This is a genomic window from Pseudomonas sp. Z3-6, from assembly GCF_051131985.1.
Taxonomy (GTDB): Bacteria; Pseudomonadota; Gammaproteobacteria; order Pseudomonadales; family Pseudomonadaceae; genus Aquipseudomonas; species Aquipseudomonas zanjanensis.
The window spans coordinates 4861101-4882867 of sequence record NZ_CP071644.1 but is presented as its reverse complement, the minus strand read 5'-3'; the positions used below and the strand labels follow the sequence as shown (position 1 = coordinate 4882867).

Annotated in this window: 13 protein-coding genes; 7 read left to right on the top strand and 6 right to left on the bottom strand. The window is 62.7% G+C overall.

The annotated features are described in order from the left end of the window. Window positions 1–103 precede the first annotated feature (103 nt). A complete protein-coding gene (locus tag J3P88_RS21065; RefSeq protein ID WP_434571412.1) occupies window positions 104–2488 on the top strand; it encodes a sensor domain-containing diguanylate cyclase in 2385 nt (794 codons plus the stop codon). Between the two features lie 260 nt (window positions 2489–2748). Here the strand turns inward: J3P88_RS21065 and dacB are convergent, their stop codons facing one another. After that, window positions 2749–4215, bottom strand: coding sequence for a D-alanyl-D-alanine carboxypeptidase/D-alanyl-D-alanine endopeptidase (gene dacB / locus J3P88_RS21060; RefSeq protein ID WP_186705269.1), 1467 nt, complete (start codon window positions 4213–4215; stop codon window positions 2749–2751). A 233-nt stretch (window positions 4216–4448) separates the two neighbouring features. On the opposite strand from dacB, the gene J3P88_RS21055 reads away from it, so the two are divergent. Further along, window positions 4449–4793: a YggL family protein gene (locus J3P88_RS21055; protein WP_434576572.1), complete on the top strand. Its 345-nt coding sequence runs from the start codon at window positions 4449–4451 to the stop codon at window positions 4791–4793. 162 nt (window positions 4794–4955) lie between these two features. Here the strand turns inward: J3P88_RS21055 and J3P88_RS21050 are convergent, their stop codons facing one another. Then, window positions 4956–6146: a benzoate/H(+) symporter BenE family transporter gene (locus J3P88_RS21050; protein WP_003199555.1), complete on the bottom strand. Its 1191-nt coding sequence runs from the start codon at window positions 6144–6146 to the stop codon at window positions 4956–4958. A gap of 244 nt (window positions 6147–6390) precedes the next feature. On the opposite strand from J3P88_RS21050, the gene J3P88_RS21045 reads away from it, so the two are divergent. After that, window positions 6391–7155, top strand: a complete 765-nt coding sequence (locus J3P88_RS21045; RefSeq protein WP_186705267.1) for a GntR family transcriptional regulator — start codon at window positions 6391–6393, stop codon at window positions 7153–7155. Window positions 7156–7291: 136 nt separating this feature from the next. Here J3P88_RS21045 and guaD read toward each other — a convergent pair whose 3' ends face one another. The 4 genes from guaD to xdhA form a co-directional block, all read right to left on the bottom strand. Continuing rightward, window positions 7292–8596, bottom strand: coding sequence for a guanine deaminase (gene guaD, locus J3P88_RS21040; protein ID WP_434571409.1), 1305 nt, complete (start codon window positions 8594–8596; stop codon window positions 7292–7294). A gap of 20 nt (window positions 8597–8616) precedes the next feature. Then, window positions 8617–9453 (bottom strand): xanthine dehydrogenase accessory protein XdhC, encoded by an 837-nt coding sequence (gene xdhC / locus J3P88_RS21035; RefSeq protein ID WP_186728189.1) that lies wholly within the window; start codon window positions 9451–9453, stop codon window positions 8617–8619. A gap of 114 nt (window positions 9454–9567) precedes the next feature. Next, window positions 9568–11967, bottom strand: coding sequence for a xanthine dehydrogenase molybdopterin binding subunit (gene xdhB, locus J3P88_RS21030; RefSeq protein WP_434571407.1), 2400 nt, complete (start codon window positions 11965–11967; stop codon window positions 9568–9570). Then, window positions 11960–13414, bottom strand: coding sequence for a xanthine dehydrogenase small subunit (gene xdhA, locus J3P88_RS21025; RefSeq protein WP_434571405.1), 1455 nt, complete (start codon window positions 13412–13414; stop codon window positions 11960–11962). Before xdhA ends, xdhB begins: the two co-directional genes overlap by 8 nt. A gap of 383 nt (window positions 13415–13797) precedes the next feature. Between xdhA and J3P88_RS21020 the strand changes: the two genes are divergently transcribed. The 4 genes from J3P88_RS21020 (at window position 13798) to ligA (ending at window position 21562) form a co-directional block, all read left to right on the top strand. After that, window positions 13798–14457: a GntR family transcriptional regulator gene (locus tag J3P88_RS21020; RefSeq protein WP_186705262.1), complete on the top strand. Its 660-nt coding sequence runs from the start codon at window positions 13798–13800 to the stop codon at window positions 14455–14457. 1 nt (window position 14458) lies between these two features. After that, complete coding sequence (gene smc / locus J3P88_RS21015) at window positions 14459–17947, top strand: chromosome segregation protein SMC (RefSeq protein WP_186728192.1); 3489 nt, start codon at window positions 14459–14461, stop codon at window positions 17945–17947. 258 nt (window positions 17948–18205) lie between these two features. Then, a complete protein-coding gene (zipA, locus tag J3P88_RS21010) occupies window positions 18206–19051 on the top strand; it encodes a cell division protein ZipA (protein WP_186705260.1) in 846 nt (281 codons plus the stop codon). Between the two features lie 153 nt (window positions 19052–19204). Continuing rightward, the gene (ligA, locus tag J3P88_RS21005; RefSeq protein WP_434571403.1) at window positions 19205–21562 is read left to right on the top strand and encodes an NAD-dependent DNA ligase LigA; all 2358 of its coding nucleotides are present in this window, start codon (window positions 19205–19207) and stop codon (window positions 21560–21562) included. Window positions 21563–21767: the final 205 nt, after the last annotated feature.

Below are 21767 nucleotides of genomic sequence, written 5' to 3'. Positions count from 1 at the left end.
CTTCTAGCCTCATTTAGGGACTGGCCAAAGTGATGGCGAATAGCTATAACTTAGGCTGTGTCCAGGGCTGTGCCTATGCCTGGTACCTTTGCGAGTTGTGTCTATGGCATTGCATCAGGTGCGCCCCAGAATCCTGGGCTTTATCAGTGAAGACGTTTCGGCCTGGCTGGTGGCTTCGCTGGTGCTGCTGGCCGGTACCTGCCTGACCGGCGTGCTGAGCTGGGCGATGATGGACCTGTTCAATCGGCAATTGCGCGAGCGCTTCGAGCTGCAAGTCGAGGAGCGCTTCAGCCGCATCGAGGAACAGTTCCAGGACCAGGAGCAGTTTCTCGACAGCCTCGGGCGTTTTTTTGCCAACTCCGAAGCGGTAGCCAGCAATGAGTTCCATGGCTACGCCGACTCGCTGATGCGTCGTACCCGGGCCTTCGCCTGGGCGCCCAGGGTCCTTCGGGACGAGCGGCAAGCGTTCGAACGGCAGGCGCAGGCCGACGGTGGGGCTCAATTCATGATTCGCGAGCCGGACGGCCACGGTGGCCTGCAACTGGCCGCCGAACGGGACGAGTACGTTCCGGTGCTCTACATTCATAGTCGGAGCGCCTACGGGCCCCCACTGGGCCTGGATCTGCTTTCCGAACCCTTGCGCCGTGCCACCGTCGAGCGATCGCGTCAGCGTGGCGGGGTCGCGGCCTCGCAACCCCTGGATTTTATGGGGGCCGACCCGATGTTCACCCGCGGGGTACTGCTGGTCGCGCCGGTTATACGGGAATCGGCCAGGGAACCGTTCGGGTACGTGATGGCGGCCATCAGCATGCGTCAGTTGGCGGGCGACGGACTGCCGGCGCCCGGTCACGACAATCTGTCGATGCGTGTCGTGGACCTGTCTAGCGAAAACGGGGGGGAGGCGCTGTTCGAATCCCCAAACCCGCCGGGCCAGAGCGAGTTGTCGGCGACGCGCCTGCTACGCCTGGCCGATCGCGACTACCGGGTGGAGTTGCGGCCCAGCCGGGTGTTCCTGTCGACCAATCATTCTTCGGTCACGAGCATAGTGATACTCGGTGGTTTGCTCAGCCTGCTGCTCAGTGCATTGCTCTATGTGCTGGTCAGCCAGCGGCAGCGAGCCTTGGCACTGGTGGAACAACGCACCGGCGAACTGCGTGCCCGGGAGCAGGAGTTGCGCGGTACCCACGGCCAGTTGCGCGGTGTGCTGGATGCCGCGACCCAGGTGGCGATCATTGCCACCGACCTGCGCGGCGTCATCACCACTTTCAACGCCGGCGCCGAGCAGATGCTCGGCTACCCGAGCTGCGAGGTGCTGCAAAGCATGACCCTGGAGAGCCTGCATGTGCCGCGCGAACTCCAGGCCCGGGCCGCTCAGCTTGGCGCGCGCTTTGGTAAACCCATTCCTACCTGCCATGCGATGCTGCTCGAGGGCGGCGAGCAGGGTGGGCAGCAGGCGCGGGAATGGACCCTGGTGCGCCGCGATGGCAGTCACCTGACCGTGAACATGCTGGCCACGCCGATGCTCGATGAGCAGGGGCTGTGGGTCGGGCACCTGGCGATCTGCATCGACATCACCGAGCGCAAGCGCGTCCACGAAGCCCTGGCCGCCCGGGACCTGCTGCTCAAAAAGCTCAGCGCCCATGTCCCCGGGGGAATCTACCAATTCAGGATGGATTTTAATGGTCGCTTCAGTGTGATCTATGCCAGCGACGGCATCCGCGACATCTATGAATTGGAACCCGATGTACTGGTGCAGAACGCCGAGGCGATTTTCTCGCGTATTCATCCGTTGGACAGTACGCGCGTCCGCGCTTCGATCCGTGCTTCGGCCAATACCTTGAGCCCATGGCGGGAAGAGTACCGGGTGCAATTACCCTTGCGTGGGCTGCGCTGGGTGCGCGGCGAGGCCACCCCCGAGGAACTGCCTGGCGGCGGGGTGTTGTGGCATGGCTATATCTCGGATATTTCCGACCTCAAGCGTGTGGAAGAAGAGCTGCGGGCCTTGTCCGTGACCGACGCCCTGACCGGCATTCGCAACCGCCGTTATTTTCAGGAACGCTTGACCTCGGAAATGGCCCGGGTCGAGCGCGGTTCCGGTGGGCTGGCGGTCATCATGCTCGACATCGATCACTTCAAGCGCATCAACGACCAGCACGGCCATGCGGTGGGCGACCGGGTGTTGCAGGCGTTCTGCCAGCGCATCATCCAACGGTTGCGCCGTACCGATGTGTTCTGCCGGTTGGGTGGGGAGGAGTTCGTGGTGCTGTGCCCGGACACCGACAGTGACAGCGCTTATTCCCTGGCGCTGGGGCTGTGGGAAGGCTTGCGGGCTGCGCCCATCGACGATGTCGGGGTGGTTACCGCCAGCTTCGGCATCGCCACCTGGCGCGCCGGGGAGGGCGCCGATGCGTTACTGCTCAGGGCCGACTCAGGCGTCTATGCGGCCAAGCAGGCCGGGCGGGATCGGGTCGAGACGCAGCTGGGATAGCCAGTGGATATTGAGGTCAAAGTGTGGGAGCGGGCTTGCTCGCGAATGCGGCGTGTCAGTCAACACAATGGTTGAATGTTGTACCGCCTTCGCGAGCAAGCCCGCTCCCACAGTTGATCTTCAGTGGGCACAAGATTTGTGTATGGCCCGATTCACTGTGGGAGCGAGCCTGCTCGCGATTCGGTCGGTCAGCAGCATCGATGTTGAATGACATACCGCATTCGCGAGCAGGCTCGCTCCCACATTGGGTATGTGCTGGGTCAGAGCACCGAAGCCGTCTGTGGCAGTTTCGGCTGGCGGTACAGGTCCAGCAGCACCTGGTCCAGCACCGACGAAGCGCCCCATGGCTTTGGATCGTTGAGGATCGCCACCACTGCCCAAGTGTTGCCGTTGATGTCGCGGCTGTAGCCAGCGATGGCGCGGACGGTGTTCAGGGTCCCGGTCTTGACGTGGGCTTCGCCGGCCATGGCGGTGGTCTTCAGGCGTTTGCGCATGGTGCCGTCGGTGCCGGCAATCGGCATCGAACTGATGAACTCCGCCGAATACGGGCTGCGCCAGGCGGCTTGCAACATCGCAGCCATTTCCCGCGCGCTGACCCGTTCGGCGCGGGACAGGCCGGAGCCGTTCTCCATCACCAGGTGCGGTGCGGTGATGCCTTTCTTCGCCAGCCACTGGCGTACCACCCGTTGCGCAGCCTTCGCGTCGTCACCGTCGGCTTCGTTGCGAAATTGTGCGCCCAGGCTCAGGAACAGTTGTTGGGCCATGGTGTTGTTACTGTATTTATTGATGTCGCGGATGATCTCCGCCAGGTCCGGGGAGAACGCCCGGGCCAATACCTTGGCGTTGCTCGGGGTCGTGGCCAGGCGGTCCTGGCCCTGGATGCTGCCGCCCAATTCCTTCCAGATGGCCCGCACCGCGCCAGCGGTGTAGGTGGCGTGGTCGAGCAGTGACAGGTAGGTCTGGGAGCTGCAACCTTCACCGAGTTGGCCGCTGACAGTGACGGTCATGCTGCCATCGGCCTGGGCGACGGGGTTGTAGCGAACACCGCCGGCACATTGCTTGCCGTTGATGGCCTTGACCACGTTTTCGATGCGAATGCTGGCAATCGGTGGCTCAACCGACACCAGCACCCGGCCGCCATCATTGCGAGCGACGAAGCGCAGGGCCTTGAGGTTGACCAGCAGCGAGTCGGGCTTGACCAGGAAGGGTTTGTTTTCGTCGTTGCCGTCGTCGTTGAACTCGGGCAGTTGCGGCTGGATGAAGAAACTGCGGTCCAGCACCAGGTCGCCGGTGACCTGCTGGACGCCGTTGGCCCGCAGATCGCGCATCAACAGCCAGAGTTTTTCCATGTTCAGCTTGGGATCGCCGCCACCCTTGAGGTACAAGTTGCCGTTGAGGATCCCGCCGCTCAGGGTGCCGTCGGTATAGAACTCGGTTTTCCACTGATGATTGGGGCCGAGCATCTCCAGGGCCGCATAGGTGGTCACCAGTTTCATGGTGGACGCCGGATTGACCGAAACATCGGCGTTGTACAGGGTTGGCGTGCCGGGGCCGTTGAGCGGCACCAGCACCAGGGACAGGGCGTCGTTCTGCAGTTTGCTGGCCTTGAGGGCCTTTTGTACGTTGGGCGATAGGGCGGTGTTGATCGTGGCAGCGTGGGCGGTGACAGGGAGGGCCAGGGGAAGAAGAAGGCTGGCCAGAAGCAATGGACGCAAAGATTTGATCATTTGAAATAAAACCCTACGGGCGAGGGGGAAAATACGAGGACATGAAAATGAACGTCCTCAACGGTCATGAAAGTGTCGGCATTATGCCCCAAGGCGCAACGGCATGTGCCGTGCCCAAGCCCAGCGAAGCGGTATTTTTTTACCAACGGTTAACGGACTTACCCGATGAGTCGGGCAATCGACGCACCAAACTGGTAAAGTGCCGGCCGTTATTACTTATGAGGATTGTTCCAATGGCGACTAACCGTTCCCAGCGTCTGCGCAAAAAGCTGTGCGTGGATGAATTTCAAGAGCTGGGTTTCGAACTGAACCTGGATTTCAAAGAAGATCTGGCCGATGAGGCTATTGACGCTTTCCTCGACGCTTTCCTGAAAGAAGCCATGGAAGCCAATGGCCTGGGCTACGTCGGCGGTGACGACTACGGTCTGGTTTGCCTGCAGAAGCGTGGCTCGGTCACCGAAGAGCAGCGCGCTGCCGTTGAAGCCTGGCTCAAGGCCCGTCCTGAGCTGACCAGCGTTGAAGTCAGCCCACTGATTGACGTCTGGTATCCAGAAAAGCCGATCAATCCGGTCGCTTGATGGTCAGAAACCGGCAGCCCTTTTGGGTGCCGGTTTTTTTGTGCCTGCCATTTATGTGTTGCTTGCCAGGCAGCCTTCGCGAGCAAGCCCGCTCCCACAGTGGATATGTGTCGCTCACATCGCCTCTGTGGGAGCGGGCTTGCTCGCGAAGCTTTTAAGCTCTCAGGCGCTACGCCAGTTCAGGATCAGCAACGTCAACACCCCCGCCACAATCCCCCAGAACGCCGAACCGATGGAGAACAGCGTCAGCCCCGACGCCGTGACCATGAAGGTGATCAGCGCCGCTTCCCGCTCCTTCACTTCGCTCATGGCGATGCTCAAGCCATTGATGATCGAGCCGAACAGCGCCAGGGCCGCGATGGACAACACCAATTCCTTGGGCAGCGCCGCGAACAACGCCGCCAGCGTCGCGCCGAACACCCCGGCAATCCCGTAGAAGATCCCGCACCAGACCGCCGCCGTGTAGCGCTTGTTGCGATCTTCGTGGGCGTGGGGCCCGGTGCAGATGGCCGCGCTGATGGCCGCCAGGTTGATGCCATGGGAGCCGAACGGTGCCAGCAGCAGCGAGGCGATGCCGGTGCTGGTGATCAGCGGCGAAGCCGGCACGTTGTAGCCGTCGGCCCGCAACACGGCGATGCCGGGCATGTTCTGCGAGGTCATCGCCACCACGAACAGCGGAATGCCGATGCTGATGGTGGCTGCCAAGGAAAAGTGCGGCGTGGTCCAGACCGGCGTCGCGACTTCCAGGGCAAAGCCGCTGAAGTCCAGTAACCCCAGCAGGCCGGAAAGCGCTGTGCCGATCAGCAGCGCCGCGAGCACCGCGTAGCGCGGCGACAGGCGCTTGACGATCAGGTAAGTAAAGAACATCCCCAGAACCAGGCCGGTGCGATGCTGGGTGGCGACGAAGATCTCGCTGCCGATCTTGAACAGAATCCCCGCCAGCAACGCCGCCGCCAGCGAGGCCGGAATGCGCTTGACCAGGCGCTCGAAACTGCCGGTCAGGCCGCAGATCGTCACCAGCACCGCGCAGGTTATATAGGCGCCGATGGCCTCGCCATAACTCACGCCGCCCAGGCTGGTGATTAGCAGCGCGGCGCCGGGTGTCGACCAGGCGATGGTGATCGGCGTGCGATAGCGCAGCGACAGCCCGATGGAGCACACCGCCATGCCGATGGAGATCGCCCAGATCCAGGAGGAAATCTGCCCGCTGGTCAGTCCCGCCGCCTGTCCGGCCTGGAACATCAGCACCAGGGAACTGGTGTAGCCGGTCATCATCGCGATGAACCCGGCGACGATGGCCGAAGGCGAGGTGTCGGCCAATGGACGAAGTGGCGTGGTCGTGACTTCGGTCATGGTGGGCGGTGGTCCTTGTTATAGATTGTCTGGGCTTGATAGCCCCACAGATTTGCGGTTTAAAGCCTAAACTCAACCCCATCATCGATTGCAATACAGCCATGCCCGCAAACAGCCGTACAGTCGTGTTGCCATCAGAGGTTGTGTACAATCGAGCTGTTTTTTACGCGATACTTGCCAGCGACCCGCTGTGCCGTATTACAGTCACGGTCAATTCGCCGCAGTTCTCCCGACTCGAGTGCCCATGAACGAACAGTTGCAGCCCCTCAAGAAACAACCGCGAGCTGGTAAGACCGGCCGCAGCGGAACCCAGGACGATATTGTCTATGCGCACATCTTCGAGGCCATCCTCGAACAACGCCTGGCGCCCGGGACCAAATTGAGCGAAGAGGCGTTGGGGGAGATTTTCGGAGTCAGCCGCACGATCATCCGCCGGGCCTTGTCCCGCCTGGCCCACGAAGGCGTGGTGTTGCTGCGGCCCAATCGCGGTGCCGTGGTGGCGAGCCCGAGTGTCGAAGAGGCCCGCCAGGTGTTCATGGCCCGGCGCCTGGTGGAAAGGGCGATCACCGAGCTGGCGGTGCAGCACGCTACCGCCGAACAGCTGGCTGAGCTGCGGCAGATGGTCAGCGACGAGCGCGACAGTTTTTCCCGGGGCGACCGTGGCGCCGGCATCCGTTTGTCGGGCGAGTTCCACCTCAAGCTGGCCGAAGCGGCGAAGAACGCCCCGCTGATCAGTTTCCAGCGCAGTCTCGTGTCCCAGACGTCGTTAATCATCGCCCAGTACGAAAGTGGCAACCGTTCCCATTGTTCCTACGACGAACACACCCAGTTGATCGACGCCATCGAGGCCCGCGATGCCACGCTGGCGGTGGACCTGATGATGCATCACATGGACCACATCGACAGCAAGCTCAACCTCGACGAGGAAAGTGCGTCGGATGACTTGCACGCGGTGTTCTCGCATCTGTTGCAGAGCAAGAAGCCGGGGCGGTCGACGGCTAAGCTCTGAGGGTCGAATCAGTCATACCGAGTCGCGCCCTTCGCGAGCAAGCCCGCTCCCACATTCGACCGTGTTGTCATGACATACGCGGATCAAATGTGGGAGCGGGCTTGCTCGCGAAAGCGGTGTGACAGGCGAATGAAATCTAGCGCTGATGCACCAACCTGCCAGCCGCATAAGTCCGCGCCACCGTCCGGTCATCCCCCAGCGTCATCAACACGAACAACCGTTCGGCAATGTCCTTGGCCTGCTTGAGGCGATAGCTCAGCAGCGGCGTGGCGTTGTAATCCAGCACCAGAAAGTCCGCGTCCGTCCCCGGTTGCAACGTCCCGATCTCGTCCTCCAGGCGCAGGGCCCGGGCGCCGCCGAGGGTGGCCAGGTACAGCGACTTGAACGGGCTCAGCCGCGCGCCCTGCAACTGCATCACCTTGTAGGCTTCGTTCAGAGTGTGCAGCAGCGAAAAACTGGTGCCGCCACCCACGTCCGTGCCCAACCCGACGTTCACCTTGTGCTTCTCGGCCATCGGCAGGTTGAACAGGCCGCTGCCGAGGAAAAAGTTCGAGGTCGGGCAGAATGCGATGGCCGACCCGGTCTCGGCCAGCCGCGCACATTCGTCATCGCATAAATGCACGCCATGGGCGAACACCGAACGCTCGCCAAGCAGTTGGTAGTGATCGTAGACGTCCAGGTAGCCCTTGCGCTCCGGGAACAGCTCCTTGACCCACTGCACTTCCTGCAGGTTCTCGCTGATGTGGGTCTGCATGTACAAGCCGGGGTATTCCCCCAGCAATTGACCGGCCAGGGTCAGTTGTTCCGGGGTGCTGGTGGGAGCAAAGCGCGGGGTCACGGCGTAGTGCAACCGGCCCTTGCCGTGCCAGCGCTCGATCAGCGCCTTGCTCTCGGTGTAGCTGGATTCGGCGGTGTCGACCAGGTAGTCCGGGGCGTTGCGGTCCATCATCACCTTGCCGGCGATCATGCGCAGATTGAGCTTCTGGGCCACTTCGAAAAACGCGTTCACCGACTCCGGATGTACGCTGCCGAACACCAGGGCGGTGGTGGTGCCGTTGCGCAGCAGCTCCTTGACGAAAATATCCGCCACCGCATCGGCGTGGGCCTTGTCGGCGAACTGGCTTTCGCAGGGGAAGGTGTAGGTGTTGAGCCAATCCAGCAATTGCTCGCCATAGGCGCCGACCATGCCGGTTTGCGGCAGATGGATGTGGGTGTCGATCAAACCTGGCGTGATCAGTGCGTCCGGGTAATGGGCGATGTCGATGTCCGCCGCCAGGGTCGGCAACAGGTCATGGGCGTGGCCGATGGCGCTGATCTGGCCGTTCTCCACCACCAGCAGGCCGTCTTCGAAATATTCATAGGACGCTTCGATACCCACTTCGGCCGGGTCGGCGAGGCTGTGGAGCAGGGCGGCGCGGTAGGCTTTGCGTGTCAGGGGCATGGTCTGTCTCGATAAAGGGATTAACGCTGGCTGCGGCGCGAAGCTGGCAGCAACTTGGCAATCGGTTCGGCGCGCACGGTGTGCTGGCCGAAATCGGCGTTATAGGTGGCGATGATTTCGCCGGCGATGGAGATGGCGATTTCCACAGGCAACTTGCCTTTGACTTCGCCGATACCCATCGGGCAACGCATGCGTTGCAAGGTGCTGCTATCAAAACCACGATCACGCAGGCGATGCTCGAACTTGACCCGCTTGGTCTTCGAACCGATCAGGCCGAAGTAGGCAAAGTCGTTGCGCTTGAGGATCGCGGCGCTCAGCTCCAGGTCGAGCTGATGGTTGTGGGTCATGACGATGCAGTAGCTGCCGGCGGGCAACTCATCGACTTCATCCAATGGCTCTTCGGCCACGATCTTGCGCACGCCATGGGGCAAGTGTTCGGGGAACTCCGCTTCTCGCGAGTCGATCCAGCGCACCTTGCAGGGCAGGCTCGCCAGCAGCGGCACCAGGGCTCGGCCGACATGGCCGGCGCCGAACACGGCGATCTGTGCCTGGACCTGGCCCATGGGTTCGAACAGCAACACGGTGACGCCACCGCAGCACTGGCCCAGGCTCGCGCCGAGGCTGAAGCGCTCCAGGTGGGTGTTCTGCTGGCCGCTGGCGAGCATTTGCCGGGCGATCTCCATGGCCTTGTATTCCAGGTGTCCGCCACCGATGGTGTCGAACGTCTGGCTGGCGCTGATGACCATCTTCGAACCGGCGTTGCGCGGGGTGGAGCCGAGTTCTTCGATGATCGTCACCAGCACGCAGGGTTCGCCGCGGGTTTGCAGGTCGGCGAGGGCGCTGATCCAGTTGTACATATTCACCTCGACATCTCTGTTGTCTGTTCAACCGCCTTCGCGAGCAGGCTCGCTCCCACATTGGAACGCGGTTCCCTGTGGGAGCGGGCTTGCTCGCGAAGGCGGCGCCGCGGTCTAAAGCGAAGCCAACTCGGGTTCAGCTTCCTCAGCCTTGGCCGCCTTCAACCCCCGCATCTGCTCACACCCCCACAACACCCGCTCCGGCGTCGCCGGGGCGTCGATGTTCGGTTGCTGCCGGTAATCCCCCAGGCTCGCCACGGCGTCCTTGATGGCGCACCACGCGGCGATGCCGAGCATGAACGGCGGCTCACCCACAGCCTTGGAGTGGAACACCGTGTCTTCAGGGTTCTTGCGGTTTTCCACCAGCTTGACCCGCAGGTCTAGCGGCATGTCGGCCACGGCGGGGATCTTGTAGCTGGCCGGGCCATTGGTCATCAGCTTGCCCTTGTCATTCCATACCAGCTCTTCCATGGTCAGCCAGCCCATGCCCTGGATGAAACCGCCTTCGACCTGGCCGATGTCGATGGCTGGGTTCAGCGAGGCGCCGACATCGTGGAGGATGTCGGTGCGCAGCATCTTGTACTCGCCGGTGAGGGTGTCGACGATCACCTCGGCACACGCCGCGCCATAGGCGTAGTAGTAGAACGGCCGGCCACGGGCCTGGCTGCGGTCGTAGTAGATTTTCGGGGTCTTGTAGAAGCCGGTGCTGGACAGCGAGACCTGGGCGAAATACGCCTGCTGTACCAACGCTTCGAACGTCAGGATGTGATCGCGCACCCGCACATGGCCGTTGTGGAATTCCACATCCTCTTCACTGACCTTGTAGTTCCGCGCGGCAAATTCCACCAGGCGCCGCTTGATGATTTCGGCGGCATTCTGCGCCGCCTTGCCGTTCAGGTCGGCACCGCTGGAGGCGGCGGTGGGCGAGGTGTTCGGCACCTTGTCGGTGTTGGTCGCGGTGATCTGCACGCGGTCCATTTCCACCTGGAACACCTCGGCCACCACCTGGGCGACCTTGGTATTCAGGCCTTGGCCCATTTCGGTGCCGCCGTGGTTGAGATGGATGCTGCCGTCGGTGTAGACGTGGATCAAGGCGCCGGCCTGGTTGAGGAAACTGGCGGTGAACGAAATGCCGAATTTCACCGGGGTCAGCGCCAGGCCCTTTTTCAGGATCGGGCTATTGGCGTTGTAGCGACGGATCGCTTCACGGCGTTCGGCGTACTGGCTGCTTTCTTCAAGCTCGGCGGTCATTTCCTCGAGCATGTTGTGCTCGACGGTCTGGTAGTAGTGGGTGACGTTGCGTTCTGTCTTGCCGTAGTAGTTGGCCTTGCGCACCGCCAGCGGATCGAGCCCCAGGTGCCGGGCGATGGCGTCCATCACTTCTTCGATGGCGACCATGCCCTGCGGCCCGCCGAACCCCCGGTAGGCGGTGTTCGACGCGGTGTTGGTCTTGCAGCGGTGGCCGTTGATGGTCGCATCGCCCAAGTAGTAGGCGTTGTCGGCGTGGAACATCGCCCGGTCGACGATGGAGGCCGACAGGTCCGGCGAGCAGCCGCAGTTGCCGGCCAGTTCCAGGGCGATGCCGTGCAAGCGCCCGCGGCTGTCGAAGCCGACGTCGTATTCGATGTAGAAGGGGTGGCGCTTGCCGGTCATCAGCATGTCTTCGACCCGGGGCAGGCGCATCTTGGTCGGTTGCCCGGTGAGGTGCGCGATGACGGCGCACAGGCACGCCGGGCTGGCGGCCTGGGTTTCCTTGCCGCCAAAGCCGCCGCCCATGCGACGCATGTCCACCACGACTTTGTTCATCGACACGCCGAGTACTTCGGCCACCAGTTTCTGCACTTCGGTGGGGTTCTGGGTCGAGCAGTAGACGATCATGCCGCCGTCTTCGGTGGGCATCACCGAGGAAATCTGGGTTTCCAGGTAAAAATGTTCCTGGCCGCCGATGTGCAGCGAGCCCTGGATACGATGCTCGGCGCTCGCCAGCGCGGTGGCCGAATCGCCGCGCTGGTGGGTGTGGCTGTCCAGCACGAAGTGCCGCTTGCGCAGGGCCTCGACCACGTCCAGCACCGGCTCCAGGTCTTCGTATTCGATGATGGCGGCCATCGCTGCCTTACGTGCGGTCTCAAGATTCTTGGCGGCAACAGCCAGCACCGGTTGGCCGACGAACTGCACGTCATCAATGGCCAGCAGCGGATCGCCGGGCAGCAGCGGGCCAATGTCCTTCAGGCCTGGAATGTCTGCGTGGGTGATGGCGATGCGCACGCCCTCAAAGGCGTAGCACGGCGCGGTATCGATGCGGATGATCCGGGCGTGGGCGCGGTCCGACAGCCGGGCATAGACGTGCAACTGGTTGGGGAATTCGAGGCGGTCATCGATGTACTGCGCCTCGCCGGACACGTGCTTGGCGGCGCTGTCGTGCTTGACGCTACGGCCCACGCCAGTGGTGAGGTCGCGGGCGAACAACTCCGCCAGTTCGGCTTGGGTCTTCTCTACGGCGTGATGGTTAGACATAAGCGGTCACCCGAGTTTCGATGTGCGGTGTTTGCAGCTCGATGAAGTATTTGCGCAACAGGTTGCGGGCGCTGAGCAGGCGGTATTCCTTGCTGGCGCGGAAGTCCGACAGCGGCGTGAAGTCCTCGGCCAGGACGGCGCAGGCGCGTTCGACGGTGCTGTCGGTCCACGGCGCGCCGATCAATGCGGCTTCACAATGCTTGGCGCGTTTCGGTGTGGCGGCCATGCCGCCGAAGGCCACGCGGGCGTCGCGGACCACGCCGTTGTCGATGCGCAGGTTGAAGGCCGCGCATACGGCGGAAATGTCATCGTCCAGGCGCTTGGACACCTTGTAGGCGCGGAACGCCTGTTCGGCGCTGGCTCGCGGCACGATGATCTTTTCGATGAATTCGCTTTCCTGGCGGGCGGTAACCCGGTAATCGATGAAGTAGTCTTCCAGGGCCAGGGTGCGGCGGACCTGGCCCTTGCACAGCACGATCTGCGCGCCGAGGGCGATCAACAGGGGCGGCGAGTCACCAATAGGCGAGGCGTTGCCGATGTTGCCGCCCAAGGTGCCCTGGTTGCGGATCTGCAGCGAGGCGAAGCGTTGCAACAGTTCGCCGAAGTCCGGGTATTCGGCTTTCAGGGCCTCGTAGCAATCGGAGAGGGCGGCGGCGGCGCCGATCTCCAGGCGGTCGTCGAAGCGTTCGATACGCTTGAGTTCGGCGACGTTGCCCACGTAGATCATCACCGGCAGGGTGCGATGAAATTGCGTGACTTCCAGGGCCAGGTCCGTACCGCCGGCCAGTAGGCGCGCCTGGGGATAGGCGTCGTAGAGATCGGCCAGGTCGGCGACGGTCAGCGGCACCAGGCAGCGTTTGTCGCCGCTGTTGAGTTCACCGGTCTCGGTGGGGGCGATGGCTTTGAGGCGGGCGATGGTTTCGGCCTCGCGGGCGTCGAACTGGTCCGGCTGCTTGCTGCAGCAGGCCTGCTCGGCGGCGGCCAGGATCGGCCGATAGCCGGTGCAACGGCACAGGTTGCCGGCCAAGGCTTCGTGGGCCTGGTGGGCGTCGGCTTGCTCGCTGTTCTTCTGCAGGGCGAACAGCGACATGACGAAGCCCGGTGTGCAGAAACCGCATTGCGAACCGTGGCAGTCGACCATCGCTTGCTGAACGCTGTGCAGTTGGCCCTGGTGCTTGAGGTCCTCGACGCTGATCAGTTGCTTGCCGTGCAGGGAAGAGACGAAGGTCAGGCACGCGTTGAGGCTGCGGTAGCGAATGCGTTCGCGGCCATTGGCGTCCGTTTCCAATTCGCCGACCACCACGGTACACGCGCCACAGTCGCCGCTGGCGCAGCCTTCCTTGGTGCCGGGTTTACCAACGTGTTCGCGCAAATAGTTGAGCACGGTCAGGTTCGGGTCCAGGGCGTGCTCGCTACGGAGTTCCTGGTTGAGTAAAAACTGGATCACGGAAGGCCTCGCAGACTCATTATTGTTGTTTCGACGTGGGCCTGAATTTATCAGGTCTGACTTTTCGGTCAACGATTTTCTGACTTGAGGGTCAAGAAAATCCATCTGGTCGATAAACAACGCTCTATGGACACGGTGGAACCCTGTGGGAGCCGAGCTTGCTCGCGATGACGGCGGTACATTCAGTATGGATGCAAGCTGACAGACCGCTATGGCGAGCAAGCTCGGCTCCCACAGGTTCTTCCACAGATTCTGTTCCAGGATGAGAGTCCGGATTTTTTTGCTTATATCGTGCCAAAAACCCGCTGCAGGCCCTGCGCCATGACGTACCGAGTGCGCTACACTGCGCCGCTTGTGCAGATCGAAGAGTTTGAAGGACAACCATGACGTTCAAGGCCCCGGACAGCCTCGCCGAGCAAATCGCCCATCACCTCGCCGAACGCATCATTCGCGGCGAAATGAAACCGGGAGAGCGCATCCAGGAGCAGAAGGTCACGCTGGCGCTCAACGTCAGCCGCGGCTCGGTCCGCGAGGCCTTGCTGATCCTGGAGCGACGCCATTTGATCGCGATCCTGCCGCGCCGTGGCGCCCACGTCACCGAACTCACCGAGCACAAGGTGCGCAGCCTCTGCACGCTGATGAGCGAGCTGTACATCCTGTTGGGCAACGCCGTGGCCCATGGCTGGAAAGAACAGGCCGACATGGCGCCGTTCGTCGCGATCCAGCAGCGTCTCAACGACGCCTACGCGCGCCAGGACATCCGCACCTTCGTCGATGAAAGCTTCAGCGTGATGCGCGCCGCCTATCCCTTTGCCAACAATCCGTATCTGCAGGAAACCGTCGAGAACCTGCAACCGGCCATGAGCCGTGCCTATTTCCTGGCCCTGGACCAGCGCAAGGCGGAAATGAGCGAATTCCTCGACCTGTTCCAGCGCCTGCTCGCCGCTGTGCTGGCCCGTGATTTGCCGCAGATCCGCATCGTGCTCACGGCCTACGCCCAGCGCAGTTGCGACCTGGTGGTTTCTGCCCTGACGGCGGCCTGACGTGCGGCTCAAGTGCATCAAGTTGGCGGGGTTCAAATCCTTCGTCGACCCGACCACGGTGAACTTCCCCAGTAACATGGCGGCGGTGGTCGGGCCCAATGGTTGCGGCAAGTCGAACATCATCGACGCCGTGCGCTGGGTGATGGGCGAAAGCTCGGCCAAGAACCTGCGCGGCGAGTCGATGACCGACGTCATCTTCAACGGCTCCACCAGTCGCAAGCCGGTGAGCCAGGCCAGCATCGAGCTGGTGTTCGATAACTCCGACGGCACCCTGGTGGGCGAGTACGCGGCCTATGCGGAAATTTCCATTCGTCGCAAAGTGACCCGCGACAGCCAGAACAGCTATTTCCTCAACGGCGCCAAGTGCCGTCGCCGGGACATCACCGATATTTTCCTCGGCACCGGCCTGGGCCCGCGCAGCTACTCGATCATCGAGCAGGGGATGATCTCCAAGCTGATCGAGGCCAAGCCCGAAGACCTGCGCAACTTCATCGAAGAGGCCGCCGGCATTTCCAAATACAAGGAGCGCCGGCGCGAGACCGAAAACCGCATTCGTCGCACCCACGAAAACCTGGCGCGCCTGACCGACCTGCGCGAAGAACTCGAACGCCAGCTCGAACGTCTGCACCGTCAGGCCGAGGCCGCGAAGAAGTACCAGGAGTACAAGGGCGAGGAGCGCCAGCTCAAGGCCCAGCTGTCGGCCTTGCGCTGGCAGGCGCTGAACGAGCAGGTCGGCCAGCGCGAAGCAATCATCGGCAACCAGGAAGTCAGCTTCGAAGCCCTGGTGGCCGAGCAGCGCAACGCTGACGCGGCCATCGAGCGCCTGCGCGACGGCCACCATGACCTGTCCGAGCGCTTCAATCTGGTGCAAGGGCGCTTCTATTCCGTGGGGGGCGACATCGCCCGGGTCGAGCAGAGCATCCAGCATGGTCAGCAACGGCTGCGGCAGTTGCAGGACGACTTGAAGGAAGCCGAGCGGGCGCGCCTGGAAACCGAATCGCACCTGGGTCATGACCGCACGTTGCTGTTGACCCTCGGCGAAGAGCTGGACAGGCTGACGCCGGAGCAGGAAATCACCAGCGCCGCCGCCGAAGAGGCTGCCGCAGCCCTGGAAGAAGCCGAGCTGACCATGCATGGCTGGCAAGAGCAGTGGGACAGTTTCAACCTGACGTCGGCCGAGCCGCGGCGCCAGGCAGAAGTCCAGCAGTCGCGCATCCAGCAGTTGGAAACCAGCATGGAGCGCCTGGCTGAACGTCAGCGCCGCCTGTCCGAAGAGCGCGCCTTGCTCGCCGCGGATCCGGAAGACGCCGCGATTCTGGAGCTGAGCGAGCAACTGGCGACCAGCGAGGCCACCCTCGAAGACTTGCAGGCCAGCGAAGATGCCCAAGTCGAGCGCCTTGAACAACTGCGCCAGGCTTTGCAACTGGCCTTGCAGAACCAGCAACAGGCCCAGGGCGAATTGCAGCGGCTCAATGGGCGCCTGGCTTCGCTGGAGGCCTTGCAGCAAGCGGCGCTGGACCCGGGCACTGGCACCGCCGAATGGCTGCGCGACCAGCACCTGGCCGAGCGTCCGCGGCTGGCCGAGGGCCTGAAGGTCGATGCTGGCTGGGAGCTGGCGGTGGAAACCGTGCTCGGCGCCGACCTGCAAGCGGTGCTGGTGGATGATTTCGCTGGCTTCGACCTGTCGGGCTTTACTCAAGGCGATCTGCGCCTACTCAGCCCGGCCGGCGATGGCGTGCGAATTCCCGGCAGCTTGCTCGATAAGGTCGAGGCCCAGGTCGACCTGTCGCCCTGGCTCGGGCAGGTCAAGCCAGTGGACAGCCTTGAGCAGGCCTTGGCTTTGCGCGGGCAATTGGCAGCCGGCGAAAGCTTGATCAGTCGTGACGGGTATTGGGTTGGCCGGCATTTCCTGCGGGTGCGCCGGGCCAGCGAAGCCGAGAGCGGCATGCTCGCCCGCGGCCAGGAAATCCAGCGCCTGGGCGCCGAGCGCGAAGAGCGCGAAGCCAGCGTCGAAGCCCTGGAAACCGAATTGCAAAACCTGCGGGCGCAACAGCGTCAACAGGAAAACGGTCGCGAGCACCTGCGGCGGCTGTTGCAGGATGAAGCGCGCCAGCAAGGCGAGCTCAAGGCGCAGTTGTCGGCCGGCAAGGCCAAGGTTGAACAACTGGCGCTGCGCCGTACCCGCCTGGAAGAAGAAATCGCCGAGCTGGGCGAGCAGCGGGCCCTGGAGCACGAGCAGATCGGCGAAGCGCGCTTGCAACTGCAAGAAGCCCTTGATGCCATGGCGCTGGACACCGAGCAGCGCGAACTGTTGCTGGCCCAGCGCGACAGCTTGCGCGAACGCCTGGACCGGGTGCGCCAGGAAGCACGCCAGCACAAGGACCACGCCCATCAACTGGCGGTGCGCCTGGGCTCGCTCAGGGCCCAGCACGATTCCACGCGCCAGGCCTTGGAACGGCTGGAAATGCAGTCCGAGCGCCTGACCGAAAAGCGCGAACAGTTGAGCCTCAATCTGGAGGAGGGCGAAGCGCCACTGGAAGAGCTGCGCCTCAAGCTTGAAGAGTTGCTCGACAAGCGCATGAGTGTCGACGAAGAACTCAAGACCGCGCAAATCGCCTTGGAGGATGCCGACCGTGAACTGCGCGACGCCGAAAAGCGCCGCGGCCAGGCCGAGCAGCAATCGCAACTGATCCGTGGCCAGATGGAACAGCAGCGCATGGAGTGGCAAGCCTTGACGGTGCGGCGCAAGGCCTTGCAGGACCAGTTGCTGGAAGACGGCTACGACCTCGACGGCGTGCTCGCTACCCTGGTGGCCGGGGCGAACGAGAAGGACGCCGAGGAAGAATTGGAGCGCATTGCCCAGCGCATCCAGCGCCTGGGGGCCATCAACTTGGCGGCCATCGACGAGTACCAGCAGCAGTCCGAACGCAAGCGCTACCTGGACGCCCAGAACGACGACCTGGTGGAAGCGCTGGAGACCCTGGAAAACGTCATCCGCAAGATCGACAAGGAAACCCGCAACCGCTTCAAGGATACCTTTGATCAGATCAACGGCGGTTTGCAGGCCCTTTTTCCAAAAGTTTTCGGTGGCGGCAGCGCCTACTTGGAACTGACGGGCGAAGATTTACTCGATACAGGGGTGACAATCATGGCGCGTCCTCCTGGCAAGAAGAACAGCACCATCCATTTGCTCTCCGGTGGCGAAAAGGCGCTGACCGCGCTGGCCCTGGTCTTTGCCATCTTCAAATTGAACCCGGCGCCGTTCTGCATGCTCGACGAGGTCGACGCGCCGCTGGACGACGCCAACGTAGGCCGTTACGCACGGCTGGTGAAAGAAATGTCTGAAACGGTGCAGTTCATCTACATCACCCACAACAAGATCGCCATGGAAATGGCCGATCAGTTGATGGGGGTGACGATGCACGAGCCGGGCTGTTCGCGACTGGTGGCGGTGGATGTGGAGGAGGCCATGGCCATGGTGGATGCCTGAACAACGGCTTGTAGGGCTTCAACTTCGAACGCTGTAGGTATTTTTTACCCTTGGGGCTGATGTTCAATTCACAGATTGGGCACAAGCCTATGCGACAGACGGTGTAAAGTTATCTTTGGTCGTGCTAGTTTAATGTCAATTTTTCGTATGCGTGGGCAAAACGCCATTCAGAACATAGAGTTGGCGCCACGTTTTAAAGCGGTTTGCAAATAGCTAAGCCCCTTATTTTTCAGCATTTTTATAGAGGCACGGGATTACATGGAAATCGGTCTGCGCGAGTGGCTGATCGTCATCGGCATCATTGTCATTGCCGGTATTCTTTTCGACGGCTGGCGTCGCATGCGCGGCGGCAAGGGGAAACTGAAGTTTCGCCTGGATCGCAGCCTGTCGAACCTGCCCGATGAGGATGATAGCGCCGAGCTGCTGGGGCCGCCGCGGGTGCTGGACGCCCACAAGGAGCCGCAGCTGGACGAGCATGACTTGCCGTCGATGAGCGCGCCTGCCCGTGAGCCACGGGAGTCGGGTTCCAAGCGTGGCAAGCGCAACAGCGAGCCGTCCCAGGGTGATTTGAACCTGAACCTCGACCTGGATGGCGGGCCGAGCTTCAGCAGTCGCGACGGCGACTTCCCGGACGAAAACAAGGCCCCGAGCGCCGACAAGGACCAGGCCCAGGCTGAAGAAGTGCTGGTGATCAGCGTGATCTGCCGCGACCCGGCCGGCTTCAAGGGCCCGGCGTTGCTACAGAACATCCTCGAAAGCGGCCTGCGTTTTGGCGAAATGGACATTTTCCACCGTCACGAAAGCATGGCCGGTAACGGCGAGGTGCTGTTCTCCATGGCCAACGCGGTCAAGCCTGGCGTGTTCGACCTCGACGACATCGATCATTTCAGCACGCCGGCGGTGAGCTTCTTCCTTGGCCTGCCGGGCCCGCGTCATCCCAAGCAAGCATTCGACGTGATGGTGGCCGCCGCTCGCAAGCTGTCCCAGGAGCTCAACGGCGAACTGAAGGATGACCAGCGCAGCGTGCTGACCGCCCAGACCATCGAGCATTACCGCCAGCGCATCGTCGAATTCGAGCGCCGGGCGCTGACCCAGAAGCGCTGATCAATGACACAGGCTCTCCCTGAGCAGAGAGCTTTTTGTGGCAGGAGAGCTTTTGTGGCGAGGGAGCTTGCTCCCGCTGGGGGCGAAGCCCCCCAAAAGGTTTAAAAAGAATGAGCAGCCCAGGCTGCTCTTTTGCTTTATGAGAGAACACCCATGAACGCCGTCGAAACCCGCATCCTAGAGCTGCGCACCGAGCTGGACCAGCACAACTACCGCTACCACGTCCTCGACGAACCCAGCATCCCGGACGCCGAGTACGACCGCCTGTTCCACGAGCTCAAAGCCTTGGAAGAGCAGCACCCGTCACTTGTCACCAGCGACTCCCCGACCCAGCGGGTCGGCAGCGTGGCGCTGTCGGCGTTCAGCCAGGTGCGTCACGAGATCCCGATGCTCAGCCTGGGCAATGCCTTCGACGAAACTACCCTGCGCGAATTCGACCGCCGGGTGACGGAAGGCCTCGACCTGCCCATGGGCGATTTGCTGGGCGGTGGCGCGGCAGTGGAGTACAGCTGCGAACCGAAGCTCGATGGCCTGGCGGTCAGCCTGTTGTACCAGGACGGCATGCTGGTGCGCGGCGCCACGCGCGGTGACGGCACCACGGGCGAGGACATCAGCGTCAACGTACGCACCGTGCGCAACATTCCCCTCAAGTTGCAGGGCACTGGCTGGCCGCCGCTGCTGGAAGTGCGCGGCGAGGTGTACATGTCCAAGGCTGGCTTCGAGCGCCTGAACGCCACGCAACTGGAGGCGGGCGGCAAGACGTTTGCCAATCCGCGCAACGCGGCGGCCGGTAGCTTGCGTCAGCTCGATTCGAGGATCACGGCCAACCGTCCCCTGGAGTTCTGTTGCTACGGCATCGGCCAGGTGACGGCGGACATCGCCGACACTCATATTGGCAACCTCAAGCAACTCAAGGCCTGGGGCATGCCCATCAGCCGTGAGTTGAAGCTGGCCCACGGCGTCGACGAATGCCTGGATTACTACCGTGACATCGGCGAGCGCCGCAACGCGTTGCCCTATGAGATCGACGGTGTCGTGTTCAAGGTCAACAGCATCGCTTCCCAGCGCGAGCTTGGTTTCCGTGCCCGGGAACCGCGCTGGGCCATTGCCCACAAGTTTCCCGCCACCGAAGAACTCACCGAGTTGCTGGACGTCGAGTTCCAGGTCGGCCGCACCGGCGCGGTGACTCCGGTGGCCCGTCTCAAGCCGGTGAAAGTCGCCGGCGTAACCGTGGCCAACGCGACGTTGCACAACATGGACGAAGTGGCGCGCCTGGGCGTGATGATCGGCGATACGGTGATCATCCGCCGTGCCGGGGACGTGATCCCGCAAGTGGTGCAGGTCGTCACCGAGCGCCGTCCGGAAAACGCCCGCCCGGTGGAAGTGCCCCAGCAATGCCCGGTCTGCGGCTCCCACGTCGAGCGCACGCAACTGATCAAGCGCAGCAAGGGCCGCGAAACCGTCAGCGAAGGCGCTGTGTATCGCTGTGTCGGTCGCCTGGCCTGTGCCGCGCAGCTCAAGCAGGCGATCATCCATTTCGTCTCGCGTCGGGCCATGGACATTGAAGGCTTGGGCGAGAAGAGCGTCGAGCAACTGGTGGATGAGGGCCTGGTGGGGTCGCCTGCCGACCTGTATGCGCTGACCTTCGAGCAGGTGGTCGACCTGGAAGGCTTCGCCGAACTGTCGAGCAAGAACCTGCTGGCCGCCATCGTCGACAGCAAGCAGCCGAGCCTGGCGCGTTTCATCTATGCCCTGGGCATCCCGGACGTGGGCGAGGAGACCGCCAAGGTCCTGGCCCGCTCCCTCGGTTCGCTGGAGCGTGTGCAGGCGGCGTTGCCCCAAGTGCTCACGTACTTGCCAGACGTCGGCCTGGAAGTCGCCCACGAGATCCACAGCTTCTTCGAGGACCCGCACAACCGCCAGGTGATCAAGGACCTGTTGCGCCATGGCCTGGAGATCCAGGACCAGGGCGAGTTGGGCGCCGAGTTCTCCGCCAGCACCACCCTGGGCGGCTTTCTCGACAAGTTGCACATTCCCTCGGTGGGGCCGGGCGGGGCACAGAAGCTGGCGGACAAGTTCGGTTCGCTCGAAGCGGTCATGAACGCCGACTGGCTGGACATGCGCCAGGCCCTGCCGGAAAAACAGGCCAATGCCGTGCGCGAGTTCTTTGCCATCGCCGCCAACCGTCAGCAGGCCGAAGCGGCGGAGCAGCAGTTACGCGACTTTGGCATGCACTGGCAGAGCGAGAAGAAGGTCGTCGAAGGCTTGCCCGAGGCGGGTCACACCTGGGTGCTGACCGGTTCGCTGGAACTGATGAGCCGTGACGTCGCCAAGGATAAGTTGGAGAGCCTGGGAGCGAAGGTCGCCGGGTCCGTGTCGGCGAAAACCCACTGCGTGGTGGCCGGGCCGGGTGCTGGTTCGAAGTTGACCAAGGCCAACGAGCTGGGGGTGAAGGTGCTCGACGAACAAGCTTTTGTCGATTTCCTGGCGGGCCATGGCATCACGGTCTGAGGGTGATCGGCTTTTGTGGCGAGGGAGCTTGCTCCCGCCGGGTGGCGCAGCCGCCCCAATCGGGGCGACGCAATGCTCCTGGTGGACCGCATTAGCTGGTTTTGCGACGGCTGCGCCGCCGAGCGGGAGCAAGCTCCCTCGCCACGATTTACCGGCGTCATGACCCAGCGTTTTGGAACGATCATGAGCGTAAGGTGATCTAGTC